Source organism: Streptococcus sp. Marseille-Q7156 (assembly GCF_965119495.1).
Genome location: NZ_CBCPLU010000001.1, coordinates 1,177,671 through 1,194,545, shown reverse-complemented (window position 1 = coordinate 1,194,545; position 16,875 = coordinate 1,177,671). Strand labels below are relative to the sequence as shown.

Sequence of the window (16,875 nt, the reverse complement as noted above, 5' to 3'; positions counted from 1 at the left end):
ACATCATCTCTTTTGCTTGTAAAGTATAAAGGCGGAAACTGGAATAAAATCCGCTAATGTCATCTATTTTTTAAGAAATTATAAAACTTCATTACTAATGATATCTTAGTAAAACATGTTGATAGATTATATAGAAAGTGATATACTTAAGTTATAAGAAACCGTTTTCGAAACGAGGAAGGATTAAATTTATACTCAATGAAAATCAAAGAGCAAACTAGGAAACTAGCCGCAGGCTGTACTTGAGTACGGCAAGGCGACGTTGACGCGGTTTGAATTTGATTTTTGAAGAGTATTATTGTCTTGTTGTTCAGGGTGTGATTGATTAAACTAGGAAAATAATTCTAAGAATTTATAAAAGATAAAATCTTTATTCTATAGGGTTATTCTCTTTTACAAGGAGTCTACTATGAAGAAACTATTCATATTATTATCAACTTTTTTTCTCAGCTTCTTCCTTGCTTGGATTATTGTCTTACGTGCGCCACAATATTTGTATGCAAGCTATGATTCCGTCTCCTTACTTCGTGTCAAAAAAGATACTCAGGAACCGACGCGTGAGGTATTTGAAAAGGAATTAGAGAATTTTGTAAACTCAGAACAGAGTTTAATAGCTAGAAGAATCGTAGAGCCGAGTAAGGATGGGACAACTCACTTTACTTATGCAACTTATGGTCAGGGAACTTTACCAAAAGAATTCCAAGAAGCTAGCCAAGAAAGTCGTGAACGTAGTGATCCGCTAAATAGTTATCTCCTTTTGTCAGGCTCCTTGACGAAAGAAAAGCTTGCCGATAAATTAGGAGATTTGGGTTATAAAGCAATTCCTGACCGAAAGACACCGCCCTATACTCTTGCTTTTAGAATGTTACTAATTCCCCTTATTTTAATTAGTTTAGCAATATTTGGCTTATCTTTCTTTGCTCTAGTGATTATTACTCGGATTAAGGAAATGAGAGCAGCAGGTATAAAACTCTTTTCTGGTCAGACTCTCTTATCCATCATGGGGCATTCTTTATCTACTGATATCAAATGGCTCCTTCTATCAGCCCTCCTTTCCTTCCTAGGTGGGGGAGTCGTTCTTTTTAGTCAAGGTTTGTTTTATCCTATCTTGTTAGCCACCTATGGTTTTGGGATTAGTTTCTATCTGTTGTTTTTATTGGCGATTTCAATTTTACTAATGCTTCTTTATCTAATGAGTTTGAGTTACAAAGCATTAGTTCCCGTTATTAAGGGGAGATTACCCCTTAAACGCTTGATGGCTTTAACCCTATTGTGTCAGTTAGTAGCTGTTTTTACAGTAGGCTACGCCGTTAAGACAGGTTTGACGTCTTACCAACGATTGAAAGAACTTGAAATTTCAAAACAAGCATGGCAGGACAGAGCAGACTATTACCAGATTTCCTTTGGCTTAGGTGATAGAGTAAAAGATACAGAAAATCAGAATAAGTGGTATGCCTTTGCCAAGGAAGCAATCGAAGAAGAACAGGCTCTATTTGTAAAAGATAATCTCATTCATTTTGCCAATCCTCAAGGAAAAAATGAACAAGGAGAGACACTGGATACCTATAGTCCAGATGCTAATACGCTCTATGTTAGTCCCAGTTATTTGGACAAGGAAAAGGTCGTGGTAGATGCTGAGACCAAACAGAAGTTAGCCCATCTCCAAAAAGGTGAGTTTATCCTCTTGCTCCCAGAACATTTGCGCTCTCGAGAAGCAGAACTTAAGAAAGTTTTTGAAGAAAAATTGAGTGATTATGGAAAATCTGGTGAGGAGGAAAGTGCTCCTTTAGAGTATGAAATGAGAGCGATTGTTAGTTATCTTCCAACTGGAGAAAAGCGGTTTGTTTATAATAACGGTGAAAGTCCAGTATCTATTCAGTACTTAACCGATCCGATTTTAGTTGTATTTACTCCAACATCTACAGGTGATAGTTTCATTTCAAAATATGTTTGGTCTATCAATGCTGGAAAACAACTCTTTATCAAAGGATATGAGAGTGGGCTAGAACTCTTAAAGAAAGCTGGAATTTATGAGCAAGTATCCTATCTTAAAGAAGGAAGAAGTGTTTATCTAACTCGTTATAATGAAGTTCAAACTGAAACAGCAACTTTAATCTTAGGAGCTATTGTTGGGATAGCCAGTTCCTTGTTACTCTTTTATTCTGTCAATCTTCTATATTTCGAGCAATTCCGCCGAGATATCTTGATTAAACGAATTTCAGGCTTACGATTTTTTGAAACACATGCTCAGTATATGGTTAGCCAATTTGCCAGTTTTGTATTTGGTGCTAGTCTCTTTATTTTAAGCAGTCGAGACTTGGTGATTGGCTTGCTCACTTTATTAGTCTTTCTAGCTAGTGCAGTTCTGACGCTTTACCGTCAAGCGCAGAAAGAATCTCGTGTTTCTATGACAATTATGAAAGGAAAATAGGATGATTGAACTAAAGAATATATCTAAAAAATTTGGAAGCCGTCAGCTATTTTCAGATACGAATCTTCATTTTGAAGGTGGGAAAATTTATGCCTTAATCGGTACAAGTGGCTGTGGTAAGACAACACTCTTGAATATGATTGGACGATTAGAGCCATATGACAAAGGACAAATCATCTATGATGGCACCTCTCTTAAAGACATTAAGCCCTCTGTTTTCTTTAGAGATTACTTGGGATACTTATTTCAAGATTTTGGCTTAATTGAAAGCCAAACCGTCAAAGAGAATCTCAATCTGGGTTTAGTTGGTCAAAAGTTGAAGGAAAAAGAGAAAATCTCTTTGATGAAACAAGCTCTAAATCGTGTAAACCTCTCTTATTTAGATTTAAAGCAACCTATATTTGAGTTATCAGGAGGAGAAGCACAACGTGTTGCACTAGCGAAGATAATTTTAAAGGATCCACCTTTGATTCTCGCAGATGAACCAACCGCTTCACTAGACCCCAAAAACTCTGAGGAATTACTTTCTATCCTAGAATCTTTAAAAAATCCGAATCGGACCATCATTATTGCGACCCACAATCCTCTGATTTGGGAGCAAGTGGACCAAGTCATTCGAGTTACCGATTTATCACATAGATGATATGGCAAGATTCAGTTAGAAGAAAGAGTCACAAACACACTTTGTGGCTTTTTTATTTCCATAAAAATGGTAAAATAGTAAGAGTAGAAATGGAGTTCGAGACATGAAAGTAATAGATCAATTTAAAAATAAGAAAGTCCTTGTTTTAGGTTTGGCCAAGTCTGGTGAATCTGCAGCTCGTTTGTTGGATAAGCTAGGTGCCATTGTGACAGTAAATGACGGGAAACCTTTCGAGGACAATCCAGCTGCCCAAAGTTTGCTGGAAGAAGGGATCAAGGTTATCACAGGTAGCCATCCTTTGGAACTTTTGGATGAAGAGTTTGCCCTTATGGTGAAAAATCCAGGTATCCCCTACAGCAATCCCATGATTGAAAAGGCTTTGGCCAAAGGTATCCCTGTTTTGACTGAGGTGGAATTGGCTTACTTGATTTCAGAAGCACCGATTGTTGGTATTACTGGTTCAAATGGTAAAACAACCACAACGACTATGATTGGGGAAGTTTTGACTGCTGCTGGGCAACATGGTCTCTTATCAGGGAATATTGGCTATCCAGCCAGTCAAGTGGCCCAAACAGCGACAGACAAGGATACGCTTGTTATGGAACTTTCTTCTTTCCAACTCATGGGTGTTCAAGAATTCCATCCTGAGATTGCGGTTATTACCAACCTCATGCCAACTCATATCGATTATCATGGTTCTTTTGAGGAATATGTGGCAGCCAAGTGGAATATTCAGAACAAGATGACAGCAGCTGATTTCCTTGTCTTGAACTTTAACCAAGACTTGGCAAAAGAATTGGCTAGCAAAACACAGGCTACTGTAGTTCCATTTTCAACACTTGAAAAGGTTGATGGAGCTTATTTGGAAGATGGTCAACTCTACTTCCGTGGAGAAGTGGTCATGGCAGCGAGTGAAATCGGAGTTCCAGGTAGCCACAATGTAGAAAATGCGCTTGCGACGATTGCTGTTGCCAAGCTTCGTGGTGTTGATAACCAAACCATCAAAGAAACTCTTTCAGCCTTTGGTGGTGTCAAACACCGTCTCCAATTTGTGGATGAAATCAAGGGTGTTAAGTTCTATAATGATAGCAAATCAACCAATATCTTGGCTACTCAAAAAGCCTTGTCAGGATTTGACAACAGCAAGGTCATTTTGATTGCAGGTGGTTTGGACCGTGGCAATGAGTTTGACGAATTGGTTCCAGACATTACTGGACTCAAGAATATGGTCATCCTCGGTCAGTCTGCAGAACGTGTCAAACGGGCAGCAGACAAGGCTGGTGTGGCATATGTGGATGCGACTGATATTGCAGATGCAACCCGCAAGGCCTACGAGCTTGCGACCCAAGGAGACGTGGTTCTTCTCAGTCCTGCCAATGCCAGCTGGGATATGTATGCTAACTTTGAAGTACGTGGCGACCTCTTTATCGACACAGTAGCGGAGTTAAAGGAATAATATGAAAAAAATTGTCTTTACAGGTGGGGGGACGGTTGGACACGTTACCCTCAATCTTTTGTTAATGCCCAAGTTCATCGAAGATGACTGGGAAGTCCACTATATCGGGGACAAGCGTGGCATCGAACACCAAGAAATCCTCAAGTCAGGTTTGGATGTCACCTTCCACTCCATTGCGACTGGCAAATTACGTCGTTATTTCTCTTGGCAAAATATGCTGGATGTATTTAAAGTTGGCTGGGGAATTGTCCAATCGCTCTTTATCATGTTGCGACTTCGTCCACAAGCACTTTTTTCAAAGGGAGGCTTTGTCTCTGTGCCACCTGTTATCGCAGCACGTGTTTCAGGAGTGCCAGTCTTTATTCACGAATCTGACCTGTCTATGGGCTTGGCCAATAAAATAGCTTATAAATTTGCGACGAAGATGTATTCAACCTTTGAGCAAGCTTCAAGTTTGTCTAAGGTTGAGCATGTGGGAGCAGTGACCAAGGTTTCAGATCAAAAAAATCCAGAACCAGATGAATTGGTAGATATTCAAACCCACTTTAATCCTAAATTGCCAACTGTATTGTTTGTCGGTGGTTCTGCAGGTGCTCGTGTCTTTAACCAATTGGTGACAGACCATAAGAAAGAGCTGACAGAGCGCTACAATATTATCAATCTAACTGGAGATTCTAGCCTGAACGAGTTGAGCCAAAATCTTTTTCGTGTTGACTATGTGACCAATCTCTATCAACCCTTGATGGAATTGGCTGATATTGTTGTGACACGAGGTGGCGCCAATACGATTTTTGAGCTCTTGGCCATGGCAAAATTACATGTCATTGTGCCACTTGGTCGTGAAGCTAGTCGTGGTGACCAGATTGAAAATGCAGCCTACTTTGTAAAAAAAGGCTATGCAGAAGAGCTTCAAGAAAGCGATTTGACCTTGGACAGTTTAGAAGAGAAGCTTTCTCACTTACTAAGCCACAAGGAAGATTACCAAGCCAAGATGAAGGCTTCTAAGGAATTGAAATCTCTAGCAGATTTTTATCAACTATTGAAAAACGATTTATCATAAGGAAAGTAAATGTCAAAAGATAAGAAAAATGAGGGCAAAGAAATCCTCGAAGAATTGAAAGAGTTATCAGAATGGCAGAAACGAAACAAAGAATATCTAAAAAAGAAGGCTGAAGAAGAGGCAGCCCTAGCTGAGGAGAAGGAAAAGGAAAGACAAGCTCGAATGGCTTCAAAATCCGAAGAGTCAGATGAAACTGAGAACCAGAAGAGTGAATCTAATGCAAAGGACCCAGAATCAGCTAAGGAAGAGTCTGAAGAAAAAGTAGAATCCTTAGAGACTGATAAAGAGGAAGAAGAGATAGAAGAATCAGGGTCTAAAGAGAAGGAGGAACAGGATAAAAATCTTGCTAAAAAGGAAAAACCAACCAAAGCAAAGATTCCTGGCCTCCATATCTTGCGAGCTCTAACGATTTTATTTCCAAGTCTGCTTTTATTGATTATCTCTGCCTACCTACTCAGTCCTTATGCGACCATGAAGGATATCCGTGTTGAGGGAACGATGCACACTACGGCTGATGATATCCGACAGGCTTCAGGCATTCAGGATTCGGATTATACGATTAACCTTCTGCTAGACAGGGCAAAATATGAAGAGCAGATTAAGTCTAACTATTGGGTTGAATCAGCTCAGCTTGTTTATCAATTTCCAACCAAGTTTACTATCAAGGTCAAGGAATACGATATTGTTGCCTACTATGTTTCTGGTGAAAATCATTATCCTATTCTTTCCAGCGGTCAGCTTGAGACCAGTGCGGTAAGTTTGGTGAGTCTGCCAGAAACTTATATATCAGTTCTCTTTAATGATAGTGAACAAATCAAGGCTTTTGTCTCAGAACTTTCTCAAATTAGCCCCGAACTCAAATTTGCTATCCAAAAGGTGGAACTAGCCCCAAGCAAGGTGACTTCAGATTTAATTCGATTGACCATGAATGATTCGGACGAAATCTTGGTTCCCCTTTCTGAAATGAGTAAGAAATTGCCTTACTACAGCAAGATTAAACCTCAATTGTCAGAGCCGAGTGTGATTGACATGGAAGCTGGAATCTACAGCTACACTGTGGCGGATAAATTAATTATGGAGGCTGAGGAAAAAGCCAAACAAGAGGCTAAGGAAGCTGAGAAGAAGCAGGAAGAAGAACGTAAACGTTTAGAAGAAGAAAAGAAAAAACAAGAGGAAGAGAGCAATCGAAACCAAACAAGTCAGCGTTCATCACGTCGCTAGGTTTACCTTTTCTTTCATAGCTCTTTAGTTGCCATGTTTTTACTTGACAAGTGCTAGTAGAAATAATAGAATAGTAAAAAACCTTTAAAGCAGTCCAGAGAGGCAGCTAAGGTTAGACGGTGAAAGGGTGGAGACTACCCATTTTTCGTGGAACCTTGCTGTTGGCAGGTTCCTTTTTTCGTGGCTTCTGTTGCCCAGACTCTCTCACTAGCAAAGGTAAAAGGAGAAACCTATGCGAGAACATCGTCCAGTCATTGCTCTTGATTTTCCTAGTTTTGAGGCGGTCAAGGAATTTTTAGCTCTTTTCCCAGCAGAAGAAAGCCTTTATCTAAAGGTAGGGATGGAGCTTTATTACGCAACAGGGCCTGAGATTGTGTCCTATTTAAAAGGTTTGGGTCATAGTGTCTTTTTGGATCTTAAGCTGCATGACATTCCCAATACAGTCAAGTCAGCCATGAAGGTCTTGTCTCAGCTTGGAGTGGATATGACTAATGTTCATGCTGCTGGCGGTGTAGAGATGATGAAGGCGGCGCGTGAAGGTCTTGGAAGTCAAGCAAAATTGATTGCAGTGACTCAGCTGACCTCAACCTCAGAAGCTCAGATGCAGGAGTTTCAAAATATCCAAACAAGCCTGCAAGAGTCTGTGATCCACTATGCCAAGAAGACAGCTGAAGCGGGCTTGGATGGTGTCGTTTGCTCGGCACAGGAAGTTCAACTCATCAAGCAGGCTACCAATCCAGATTTTATCTGTCTGACACCGGGCATTCGCCCTCAGGGAGCTGCTGTTGGAGACCAAAAACGCGTGATGACGCCAGCTGATGCCTATCAAATCGGCAGTGACTATATCGTAGTGGGACGTCCCATTACCCAAGCTGAGGATCCTGTTGCAGCTTATCATGCCATCAAGGATGAATGGACACAGGACTGGGATTAAAGAACTAGATTATAAAAATAAAAGGAGAATACCATGACACTTGCTAAAGATATCGCTAGCCACCTCTTGAAAATTCAAGCCGTTTACCTCAAACCAGAGGAGCCTTTCACTTGGGCATCTGGTATCAAGTCGCCGATTTACACTGATAATCGTGTGACACTAGCCTATCCAGAAACTCGTACTCTCATTGAAAATGGTTTTGTGGATGCTATCAAAGAAGCCTTTCCTGAGGTTGAGGTGATTGCAGGAACTGCGACAGCAGGGATTCCTCACGGAGCCATCATTGCTGATAAGATGAATCTGCCATTTGCCTACATCCGTAGCAAACCAAAAGACCACGGTGCTGGTAATCAAATCGAAGGTCGCGTAGCTCAAGGTCAAAAAATGGTAGTGGTTGAAGACCTCATTTCAACTGGTGGTTCTGTTCTTGAAGCCGTAGCAGCCGCTAAGCGAGAAGGAGCAGATGTGCTTGGAGTTGTAGCGATTTTCAGTTACCAATTGCCAAAAGCAGATAAGAACTTTGCGGATGCTGGTGTGAAATTGGTGACACTTTCAAACTATAGCGAGCTTATCCATCTAGCCCAAGAAGAAGGTTACATCACGCCAGAAGGACTCGACCTTCTAAAACGATTTAAAGAAGACCAAGAAAATTGGCAAAATACTTAAAACATAGAAAATCAGGTAGTCACTAGGATTACCTGATTTCTTTTTGTGATTTCATTGAGTATTAGTCAACTTTTCCTCCCTCAACAACTAGGTCATCTGCTTTAGCAGCGTCACCGTAGGTTGGGTGAAGTGTTTTTTCATAGGCCTTATGGAAGAAGTTTTCTTTGCCTAATTTTTCAATATCTTTATTGATGAAGTCTAGCAATTCTTGGTTGCCTTTTTGAACTGCTGCCGCAATGGTATCTGGATTACCGAGGGAAGTAATGCCTACTTCAAATCCTTTGTTTTCAAGCGCCCAAGCTAGAACTTCCGTATTGTCAGTAGAGAAGGCATCTCCACGTCCATCAAGAAGAGCTTGGTAAGAGTCACTGTATTGGTCGTATTTTTGGAGTTTGATTTCTGGATGATTCTTTTCAAAATAAGTTTCAGCGGTCGTTCCTTTTGTAACAATCAAGGTTTTGCCTTCTAATTGTTTGACATCTGTAATAAGACCGGTCTTAGGTGATACGACACCCAGAGAAACTTTCATATATGGAAGGGCAAAATCAACTTGTTTCTTGCGTTCGTCAGTCACTGTAAAGTTGGCAAGAGTAATATCTACCTTGTTTGAAATCAAGTATTCAGCACGGTTGGCAGCGTCGACTGAAACGTATTTAACCTTGACACCAAGGTCTTGAGCCAGTTGGTTTCCTAGTTCAATATCGTAACCTTGGTAAGAACCGTCATTGTCAACGTAACCAAAAGGTTTCTTATCTCCAAACACGGCGATTCGTAGCTCACCGCTTTTTTTGATTTCATCGATTGTGCGAGCCTTGGCAGTGGTTTTACCTGACGATGCACCACCATTTCCACCTGAGTTACAAGCTGTGACAAAGATTAGGGCAAAGGCAAGAGCCAAAACAGTTAAGAGTGGTTTGAATAGTTTCATAAGAATCTCCTTTATAGATATGAGCCAAATTGGCTAAAGTCAAAGACGTTTAAAAATTCCTGAGCTCGTTTGGTTTGCGGATTGGTAAAGAAGGCTTGAGCCGTTCCCTCTTCAGCAATTTTCCCTTGGTCTAGGAAGATAATCCGATCGGCAATGGCTTGAGCAAACTGCATTTCATGGGTTACTAAAATCATGGTGCGGCCTTCTTGGGCTAAGTCATTGATGAGTTCCAGAACCTCACGCACCATTTCTGGATCCAGCGAAGCAGTCACTTCGTCAAAAAGGATGATTTCTGGATGCATGAGGAGGGCACGGACAATTGCAACCCGTTGCTTCTGTCCACCAGATAATTGACGCGCAAAGCTATGTTTTTTATCTAGCAAACCAACACGTTCCAGTAGTTGCAGAGCTTCTTCCGTTACTTCTTTCTTGTCTCTTCCCTGAGCCTTGATAGGGCCTAGGATGAGGTTTTGAAGGACATCCAGATGGGGAAAGAGTTCATAGCTTTGAAAGACCATGCCAATCTTTTTGCGAACTAGATGAAAATCTTTTTTATTTTCAACAATAGACTGACCGTCCAGAAGAATATCTCCACCTTGAATACTTTCTAAGCCATTGAGACAACGAAGGAGAGTACTTTTCCCACAACCAGAGGGTCCTAGAATGACGACAACTTCCCCTTTATTGATTTGTAGGGATAGACCTTGGAGGATGGGATTGTCTCCGAAGGATTTTTTGAGTTCCTTGATTTCTAAAATAGTTTCCGACATTTAGTTCCTCCAATGTTTTTCTAAGTGTGTGGATAGTTTGGAAATAGGGAAGCAGACTGCGAAATACAAGACTAAAATAGTTCCATAAATCCAAAAGGAAGTAGTTGGGATGGTTAAGCGATTGCTATCGATGATTTGTTGTCCAACTTTGGTCACTTCCACAACCCCAATCAAAACAACTAATGAAGTGGTTTTAATCATCCGAGTGACAAGGTTAATGGCTTGTGGCAGTAATCTTCTCAAGACTTGTGGGATGATGATGTGGTAGTAAAGTTGAACATTAGTCAAGCCGAGTGCCTGTCCACTTTCAAACTGATGCTTAGGGAGGGAAGTGATAGCTCCACGGACCAAGTCCCCCATCTCAGCTGTTCCCCAGAGGGTAAAAACGATAATAGCTGAAGTCTCACCTGAGATATTGATATTAAAGTTTCGAGCCAAGCCAAAGTAAACGATGAAGAGTAGCACCAGCTGGGGCATGATACGGATGAATTCCAGATACAATCGTGTTAAAAATCGTACGATTCTAGAATGTGAGGTCATGATAATTCCCATGACTGTTCCGAACATCATGGATAAGAGGACAGACAGGATGGATATTCCAATCGTGACACCCAGTCCCTGTAAGATTCTCAGGAGATTATTTCCCTGAAAGAGTACTTGGATTCCCGAATCCTGCATGGCGGAGCCTCCTTTCTATCCAGTTAAAGACCAGTGAGATGGGTAGAAGCATTATCAGATAAGCAACTACCAACATAGCTAGCGCAATGTCTGTCTCATAGTAGAGACCAATCAAGTCCTTGGCGACGTACATGAGGTCGGCCAAAGCCACTGCTGAGAAAACAGAGGTTTCCTTGATGAGGAAAATGACATTGGCACTAAAGGATGGGAGTGCCACCGCTGTTGCTTGCGGAAGAACCACATAGCGAAAGACCTGTAGAGGTGTCAGACCGATAGCTAATCCAATCTCCTGCTGGGTTTGACTGACAGCTTCCAGCCCACTTCGGAAAGATTCTGCCATATAGGAGCCTCCTAAAAAGACCAGTCCTAAAGTGGCACAGACTTCTGAAGATAGGACAATCCCGATTCGGGGAAGACCGAAATAGAGAAAGAAGAGTTGAATCAAAAGGGGCGTATTGCGTGACAATTCGATATAGGCTGTCGCTACTTGCGCCAAAATAGGAATTCGATAATGCCGGATGATACTAACGATTAAACCGAGCAGAAAGGATCCCAGAATTCCCCAAACTGCAATATGCAAGGTTAGAAAGAATGCCTTTTGATATAGTGGTAGATATTGTTCAACAATGGACCAATCCAAAAATAGAACCTCCTATCTAGAAAGATTACAGTTATTGTAGCACTTAAAATCTTCTTTGGATAATATCTATTTTTTATTGCTGTTATAAGGATTTTTTATCATAGACATAAAATTTCTGAAATTTCCAAACAAAATATTTGAAAAGTTTTGAAAAAAGAGTTAAGATATTTTTGTAATATACAAAGTAAACGCTTACTTATTAAGGAGGGCATTTTATGTCATACAAAACAAGCAATGCAGAAGGTCATGTAGATTTCATCAATACCTATGATTTGGAGCCAATGGCGCAACAAGTCATTCCTAAAGCAGCATTTGGATATATCGCTAGTGGGGCGGAAGATACTTTCACTTTGCGTGAGAATATTCGCGCCTTTAACCACAAACTCATCATTCCTCATACACTTTGCAATGTAGAAAATCCAAGTACAGAGATTGAATTTGCAGGCGAAAAATTGTCTTCACCAATCATTATGGCGCCTGTTGCGGCTCATAAATTGGCAAATGAACAAGGTGAAGTAGCGACTGCGCGTGGTGTGCATGAGTTTGGTTCCCTCTATACAACCAGTTCTTACTCTACTGTCGATCTTCCAGAAATTACGGAAGCCCTTCAAGGGACACCACATTGGTTCCAGTTTTATTTTAGTAAAGATGATGGAATCAATCGCCATATCATGGACCGTGTGAAGGCTGAAGGTTATAAAGCGATTGTCTTGACAGCAGATGCTACTGTAGGGGGGAATCGTGAGGTGGACAAGCGTAATGGCTTTGTCTTCCCAGTTGGCATGCCGATTGTTGAAGAATACCTGCCAGAAGGTGCTGGTAAATCAATGGACTTTGTTTACAAATCAGCTAAACAACGCTTGTCTCCACGCGATGTAGAATTTATCGCTGAATACTCAGGACTTCCTGTGTATGTCAAGGGACCACAATGCCGTGAGGACGTTGAACGTTCGCTTGCTGCAGGTGCTTCTGGTATCTGGGTAACCAACCACGGTGGTCGCCAAATCGACGGTGGACCAGCTGCCTTCGACTCACTTCAAGAAGTAGCTGAAGCAGTTGATAAACGTGTACCAATCGTCTTTGACTCAGGTATTCGTCGTGGTCAACACGTCTTTAAAGCCTTGGCTTCTGGAGCAGACTTGGTAGCTATTGGTCGCCCTGTTATCTATGGCTTGGCCCTTGGTGGTAGTGTCGGTGTGCGTCAAGTCTTTGAACACTTGAATGCGGAATTGAAGACAGTTATGCAATTGTCTGGAACTCAGACTATTGAAGATGTCAAACACTTCAAGCTTCGTCACAATCCATACAACCCAACCTTCCCAGTTGACCCACGTGACTTAAAATTGTATTGATAAAAGAGATTGCCTCCACTGAAAGTGGAGGTTTTTGTTTGTGTTTTATAAGTTTAAATAAGGTCAATTTGTATCAAAAAACCATATAGATATATTTTTCGAACAAATATCTTGCTAGGGCTTTCATTTTTTGCTATACTGGTGCAGTAATTAAATAATAAAGACATTTGGGGTGCTTTAGGCTGAGATGATACCCATTGAACCTGATACAGTTAATACTGGCGAAGGGAAATGTGAACAGTTTTTTTCGTATGGCGAAATGAACGATTTAATCTTGTAAGTCAACTCTAATTCTTGATTGTAATTGGAGTTTTTTTGTTTATATAAACTGGAGAGGCTTATTTAGGTAGCTCTCTGCAAATGCCCTCGATGTTCTTTAAAAGTATCAAGTGAAACTTCGATTTTGCTTGATATCTCTTGGTGTTTAGTGTAAAGAGAGGAAAAGTAAATATGGAAACACAAGACTATGCATTTCAGCCAAGTTTGACTGTTGGAGAATTATTAAAAAGCAGTCAGAAGGATTGGCAGGCTGCAATAAATCATCGTTTTGTTAAGGAACTTTTTGCGGGGACAATTGAGAATAAGGTCTTAAAAGAATACCTGATTCAAGATTATCACTTCTTTGATGCCTTCTTATCCATGCTGGGTGCTTGCGTAGCCCACGCAGACCAGCTTGAATCCAAACTTCGTTTTGCTAAGCAACTAGGCTTTCTTGAAGCAGATGAAGACGGTTATTTCCAAAAGGCTTTCAAAGAGTTAAAAGTATCTGAGAATGACTATCTGGAAGTGACCTTGCACCCTGTAACAAAAGCCTTTCAGGATTTAATGTATTCTGCTGTTTCATCATCAGACTATGCCCATCTTTTGGTCATGTTGGTCATTGCAGAAGGTCTCTATTTAGACTGGGGTTCTGAAGATTTGGCTCTACCTGAAGCCTATATTCATTCGGAATGGATCCATCTCCACAGAGGTCCTTTCTTTACAGAGTGGGTTCAATTTTTGGTTGACGAACTCAATCGTGTCGGGAAAGGGCGAGAAGATTTGACAGAACTTCAGCAACGCTGGAATCAAGCAGTTGATTTAGAATTAGCCTTTTTTGATATTGGTTATGAATTATAGGACAGATTTAATTCTTTTATGTATTTTAAAATAATTAACAAACAAAATATGTAAATATATTTTCTAGTCAAATATCTTGCTAGGGCTTTCAAATTCTGTTATACTAGTCCAGTAATAAAATAATAAAGACATTTGGGGTGCTTTAGGCTGAGATAATACCCATTGAACCTGATACAGTTAAGACTGGCGAAGGGAAATGTGAAAAGGTTTTTTTCGTATGTCGAAAAGAACTGTCTAATCTTGTAAGCTAAACTCTAATTCTCGTTCGTAATTGGAGTTTTTTTGTTTATCAAAAGAGGATAGGCTTGACGGTAAGTCTTTCGGTAGCTCACCTTGAATGCCCCACTTTTCTTTAAAAAAGGAGTTTTTTATGTTGAAAAAATGGCAGTTAAAAGATGTTATCTTACTTGCTTTCTTGTCTATCTTTTTTGGTGGCGTTTTTGTGGGATCCGGCTATCTGTTTGATATCCTTACACTGATTTTAGCGCCTCTTGGTTTGCAGGCCTTTGCCAATGAAATCCTCTTTGGTCTTTGGTGTATGGCTGCGCCCATCGCTGCCATCTTTGTTCCAAGAGTGGGAAGCGCAACGATTGGAGAAGTACTAGCTGCGCTTGCTGAAGTCCTTTATGGTAGCCAATTCGGTCTAGGCGCTCTTTTGTCTGGCTTGGTTCAAGGTTTGGGAAGTGAACTTGGTTTTATCGTAACCAAGAATCGCTATGAAAGTTGGCTCTCTCTAACTGCCAATAGTATTGGGATTACGCTTGTTAGCTTTGTCTATGAATACATTAAGTTAGGTTACTACGCCTTCTCCCTTCCTTTTGTCCTTTCCTTGTTTGTAGTACGTTTTATTTCCGTCTTTTTCTTCTGTACCATCTTGGTTCGTGCCATTGTCAAACTTTATCATCAGTTTGCAACTGGGGGCAAGGCATAGATGGGCCTGGAATTACGGGAGTTTCAGTCCCCAATCTTCTCTGAGCCGATTGATTTTACTTTTCATGCGCAAGCCTTTACCTTGTTAGTTGGGAGCAGTGGTTCAGGAAAATCTAGCCTCTTTCAAATGATCGCCCAAGTCAGTTCTCTTCCCTATAGCGGTCAAGTCCTGATAAATGGGAACGAGGTTAGTCAGCTTTCTATCATCGAACGTGTCCAGACGGTTGGCATTCTCTTTCAAAATCCCAATCATCAATTTACCATGGAGAACTTGTTTGAGGAGCTGATTTTTACCTTGGAAAATATTGGGCATCCCGTTCAGGAAATTGATTCTAAAATAGCAGAGGTTGTCCAGCAATGTCGCTGCGAGAATATCTTGCACCGTCCCATCCATCACTTATCAGGTGGAGAAAAGCAAAAGGCTGCACTGGCAGTTCTCTTTGCTATGAATCCTAGGGTCTATCTTTTGGATGAGCCTTTTGCTTCTATTGACCGCAAGAGCAGGATAGAGATATTGGAGATTCTAAAAGAGTTGGTCTCTGATGGTAAGACAGTTATTTTGTGCGACCATGATTTAACGGACTATGAAGCCTATATCGACCACATGGTGGAGCTAAGAGACGGACAACTAAGGGAAGTATTTCAAATCCCTTCCTCTGAGATGATACAGGTTTCTTCAAAGAATGTTGCTTCTAGTCCAGAACTATTCTATATGGACCGAATCACTTGTGAACTGGATAAGCGTCCCCTCTTTTCGATTGTGAATTTTACATTTTACCAAGGAATTTCCTGTATCTTGGGTGATAATGGTGTCGGGAAATCAACCCTCTTTCGGTCTATTCTTCAATTTCAAAAGTATAAAGGACGAATTATCTGGAAGGGGACAGTCCTGAAAAAGAAAAAGGGTTTGTATCGTGACCTGACGGGTGTTGTTCAGGAAGCTGAGAAACAGTTTATCCGAGTCAGTCTGCGAGAGGAACTTCAATTAAATGGACCTGATTCTGAAAGAAATCAGCGGATTCTTCAAGCTTTACGATATTTTGACTTAGAGAAGGCTCTTGATAAGAGCCCCTATCAATTAAGTGGTGGTCAGCAAAAGATTCTTCAGCTCTTGACTATCTTGACTAGCAAGGCTTCTGTGATCTTGCTGGATGAACCTTTTGCAGGTTTGGATGATAGAGCTTGCCATTATTTTTGTCAGTGGATTCTGGAGGAGAGAAATCAAGGAAGAAGTTTTTTGATGATTACACATCGTTTAGATCCCTTAATCCCTGTGGTTGATTATTGGATTGAGATGACTAGTCAGGGTTTCGGTCATGTGAAAGAAGTGACTATCACCAAACCGCTCACATCTCAAAGTAGCAATACTCAAGGGGAGGTGAGATAGTATGGTCAAAGTAGCAACCCAGACACCGATTATCAGTCTCTTCTTGCTGTTTTTATCACTGGAAACATCTTTCATTCCTTCGATTGCTCTGAATCTTTCGGTAGTCGCATTTTGCATTCTCTTTATGCTTTATTACCGTCGATTTAAAATGTTAGCTTGGATGATTCTGCTCGCCATTTTGCCATCTTTGGCCAACTACTGGGCAGTTCAGTTACATGGGGATGCTTCGCAGGCAGTCATGCTTGGAACGAGGGCCTTTGTGACCGTTTGTATTGGTCTTGTCTTTGTTTCCTCTATTTCCCTAAAAGAGCTTCTCTTGTACTTGGCTCAAAAGGGGTTATCACGCTCTTGGGCCTATGCCTTGATTGTGGTATTCAATTCCTTCCCCCTTATCCAGCAAGAAATCAAGTCCCTCAAGGAAGCTTGCTTATTACGCGGTCAAGAACTACATTTTTGGTCGCCCTTGATTTACAGCAAGGTTCTGATGACAGTCTTTAGGTGGCGCCATCTTTACCTGAGAGCCCTATCGGCGCATGGATATGACGAACATGCACAGGCGGAGAATCGCTATCGGACTTTTTATATTCCTCAAAGGACACTATTCATCTACCTGCTTTTCTTTTTATTGCTTCAAACCAGTCTATTTTTATAAAGGAGTTA

16 protein-coding genes and 2 riboswitches are annotated in these 16,875 nt (G+C 40.9%); of the genes, 12 read left to right on the top strand and 4 right to left on the bottom strand.

What is annotated here, in order from left to right; translation table 11 throughout:
• Positions 1-409 precede the first annotated feature (409 nt).
• The 7 genes from ACWPV5_RS05670 (at position 410) to pyrE (ending at position 8,411) form a co-directional block, all read left to right on the top strand.
• Positions 410-2,431, top strand: a complete 2,022-nt coding sequence (locus ACWPV5_RS05670) for a bacteriocin-associated integral membrane family protein (RefSeq protein WP_219966827.1) — start codon at positions 410-412, stop codon at positions 2,429-2,431.
• Position 2,432: 1 nt separating this feature from the next.
• Positions 2,433-3,074, top strand: coding sequence for an ABC transporter ATP-binding protein (locus ACWPV5_RS05665; protein ID WP_454382765.1), 642 nt, complete (start codon positions 2,433-2,435; stop codon positions 3,072-3,074).
• 103 nt (positions 3,075-3,177) lie between these two features.
• Positions 3,178-4,530: a UDP-N-acetylmuramoyl-L-alanine--D-glutamate ligase gene (murD, locus tag ACWPV5_RS05660; RefSeq protein ID WP_261070580.1), complete on the top strand. Its 1,353-nt coding sequence runs from the start codon at positions 3,178-3,180 to the stop codon at positions 4,528-4,530.
• A 1-nt stretch (position 4,531) separates the two neighbouring features.
• The gene (locus ACWPV5_RS05655; protein ID WP_261070579.1) at positions 4,532-5,590 is read left to right on the top strand and encodes a UDP-N-acetylglucosamine--N-acetylmuramyl-(pentapeptide) pyrophosphoryl-undecaprenol N-acetylglucosamine transferase; all 1,059 of its coding nucleotides are present in this window, start codon (positions 4,532-4,534) and stop codon (positions 5,588-5,590) included.
• 9 nt (positions 5,591-5,599) lie between these two features.
• Positions 5,600-6,811 carry a cell division protein FtsQ/DivIB gene (locus ACWPV5_RS05650; protein WP_454382762.1) on the top strand — a complete coding sequence of 404 codons (1,212 nt, stop codon included), beginning with the start codon at positions 5,600-5,602 and terminating at the stop codon, positions 6,809-6,811.
• 232 nt (positions 6,812-7,043) lie between these two features.
• Positions 7,044-7,745, top strand: coding sequence for an orotidine-5'-phosphate decarboxylase (gene pyrF / locus ACWPV5_RS05645; RefSeq protein ID WP_454382760.1), 702 nt, complete (start codon positions 7,044-7,046; stop codon positions 7,743-7,745).
• 33 nt (positions 7,746-7,778) lie between these two features.
• The gene (gene pyrE, locus ACWPV5_RS05640; protein WP_454382758.1) at positions 7,779-8,411 is read left to right on the top strand and encodes an orotate phosphoribosyltransferase; all 633 of its coding nucleotides are present in this window, start codon (positions 7,779-7,781) and stop codon (positions 8,409-8,411) included.
• A gap of 61 nt (positions 8,412-8,472) precedes the next feature.
• On the opposite strand, the gene ACWPV5_RS05635 is transcribed toward pyrE, so the two are convergent.
• The 4 genes from ACWPV5_RS05635 to ACWPV5_RS05620 are packed head-to-tail and all read right to left on the bottom strand — an operon-like array spanning position 8,473 to position 11,427.
• Positions 8,473-9,339, bottom strand: coding sequence for a cysteine ABC transporter substrate-binding protein (locus tag ACWPV5_RS05635; protein WP_049522087.1), 867 nt, complete (start codon positions 9,337-9,339; stop codon positions 8,473-8,475).
• Positions 9,340-9,350: 11 nt separating this feature from the next.
• Positions 9,351-10,109 (bottom strand): amino acid ABC transporter ATP-binding protein, encoded by a 759-nt coding sequence (locus ACWPV5_RS05630; RefSeq protein WP_454382756.1) that lies wholly within the window; start codon positions 10,107-10,109, stop codon positions 9,351-9,353.
• Positions 10,110-10,787, bottom strand: a complete 678-nt coding sequence (locus tag ACWPV5_RS05625; protein WP_454382754.1) for an amino acid ABC transporter permease — start codon at positions 10,785-10,787, stop codon at positions 10,110-10,112.
• The gene (locus tag ACWPV5_RS05620) at positions 10,747-11,427 is read right to left on the bottom strand and encodes an amino acid ABC transporter permease (RefSeq protein WP_454382752.1); all 681 of its coding nucleotides are present in this window, start codon (positions 11,425-11,427) and stop codon (positions 10,747-10,749) included. Before ACWPV5_RS05620 ends, ACWPV5_RS05625 begins: the two co-directional genes overlap by 41 nt.
• Positions 11,428-11,642: 215 nt before the next feature.
• On the opposite strand from ACWPV5_RS05620, the gene lctO reads away from it, so the two are divergent.
• From lctO to ACWPV5_RS05595, 5 genes are all read left to right on the top strand, one after another.
• Entirely contained in the window at positions 11,643-12,779 is a 1,137-nt protein-coding gene (gene lctO, locus ACWPV5_RS05615) for an L-lactate oxidase (protein WP_454382750.1), read from the top strand.
• A 158-nt stretch (positions 12,780-12,937) separates the two neighbouring features.
• A riboswitch (TPP riboswitch) is annotated at positions 12,938-13,026 on the top strand.
• 203 nt (positions 13,027-13,229) lie between these two features.
• Positions 13,230-13,898 carry a TenA family protein gene (locus ACWPV5_RS05610; protein ID WP_454382748.1) on the top strand — a complete coding sequence of 223 codons (669 nt, stop codon included), beginning with the start codon at positions 13,230-13,232 and terminating at the stop codon, positions 13,896-13,898.
• Between the two features lie 123 nt (positions 13,899-14,021).
• Positions 14,022-14,110, top strand: a riboswitch (TPP riboswitch).
• Positions 14,111-14,268: 158 nt separating this feature from the next.
• The gene (locus ACWPV5_RS05605; RefSeq protein WP_150922299.1) at positions 14,269-14,829 is read left to right on the top strand and encodes an ECF transporter S component; all 561 of its coding nucleotides are present in this window, start codon (positions 14,269-14,271) and stop codon (positions 14,827-14,829) included.
• Entirely contained in the window at positions 14,830-16,215 is a 1,386-nt protein-coding gene (locus ACWPV5_RS05600) for an ATP-binding cassette domain-containing protein (protein ID WP_454382746.1), read from the top strand.
• Position 16,216: 1 nt separating this feature from the next.
• Positions 16,217-16,867 (top strand): energy-coupling factor transporter transmembrane component T, encoded by a 651-nt coding sequence (locus tag ACWPV5_RS05595; protein WP_454382744.1) that lies wholly within the window; start codon positions 16,217-16,219, stop codon positions 16,865-16,867.
• The last annotated feature ends 8 nt before the right edge of the window (positions 16,868-16,875 follow it).

Excerpts from the sequence above, each read along its gene's own strand:
- ACWPV5_RS05625 (WP_454382754.1), bottom strand. The coding sequence starts at position 10,787 with ATGCAGGATTCGGGAATCCAAGTACTCTTTCAGGGAAATAATCTCCTG.
- murD (WP_261070580.1), top strand. The coding sequence starts at position 3,178 with ATGAAAGTAATAGATCAATTTAAAAATAAGAAAGTCCTTGTTTTAGGT.
- ACWPV5_RS05665 (WP_454382765.1), top strand. The coding sequence starts at position 2,433 with ATGATTGAACTAAAGAATATATCTAAAAAATTTGGAAGCCGTCAGCTA.
- ACWPV5_RS05605 (WP_150922299.1), top strand. The coding sequence starts at position 14,269 with ATGTTGAAAAAATGGCAGTTAAAAGATGTTATCTTACTTGCTTTCTTG.
- pyrF (WP_454382760.1), top strand. The coding sequence starts at position 7,044 with ATGCGAGAACATCGTCCAGTCATTGCTCTTGATTTTCCTAGTTTTGAG.
- ACWPV5_RS05630 (WP_454382756.1), bottom strand. The coding sequence starts at position 10,109 with ATGTCGGAAACTATTTTAGAAATCAAGGAACTCAAAAAATCCTTCGGA.
- ACWPV5_RS05650 (WP_454382762.1), top strand. The coding sequence starts at position 5,600 with ATGTCAAAAGATAAGAAAAATGAGGGCAAAGAAATCCTCGAAGAATTG.
- pyrE (WP_454382758.1), top strand. The coding sequence starts at position 7,779 with ATGACACTTGCTAAAGATATCGCTAGCCACCTCTTGAAAATTCAAGCC.
- ACWPV5_RS05610 (WP_454382748.1), top strand. The coding sequence starts at position 13,230 with ATGGAAACACAAGACTATGCATTTCAGCCAAGTTTGACTGTTGGAGAA.
- ACWPV5_RS05595 (WP_454382744.1), top strand. The coding sequence starts at position 16,217 with ATGGTCAAAGTAGCAACCCAGACACCGATTATCAGTCTCTTCTTGCTG.
- ACWPV5_RS05635 (WP_049522087.1), bottom strand. The coding sequence starts at position 9,339 with ATGAAACTATTCAAACCACTCTTAACTGTTTTGGCTCTTGCCTTTGCC.
- ACWPV5_RS05600 (WP_454382746.1), top strand. The coding sequence starts at position 14,830 with ATGGGCCTGGAATTACGGGAGTTTCAGTCCCCAATCTTCTCTGAGCCG.
- ACWPV5_RS05655 (WP_261070579.1), top strand. The coding sequence starts at position 4,532 with ATGAAAAAAATTGTCTTTACAGGTGGGGGGACGGTTGGACACGTTACC.
- ACWPV5_RS05670 (WP_219966827.1), top strand. The coding sequence starts at position 410 with ATGAAGAAACTATTCATATTATTATCAACTTTTTTTCTCAGCTTCTTC.
- lctO (WP_454382750.1), top strand. The coding sequence starts at position 11,643 with ATGTCATACAAAACAAGCAATGCAGAAGGTCATGTAGATTTCATCAAT.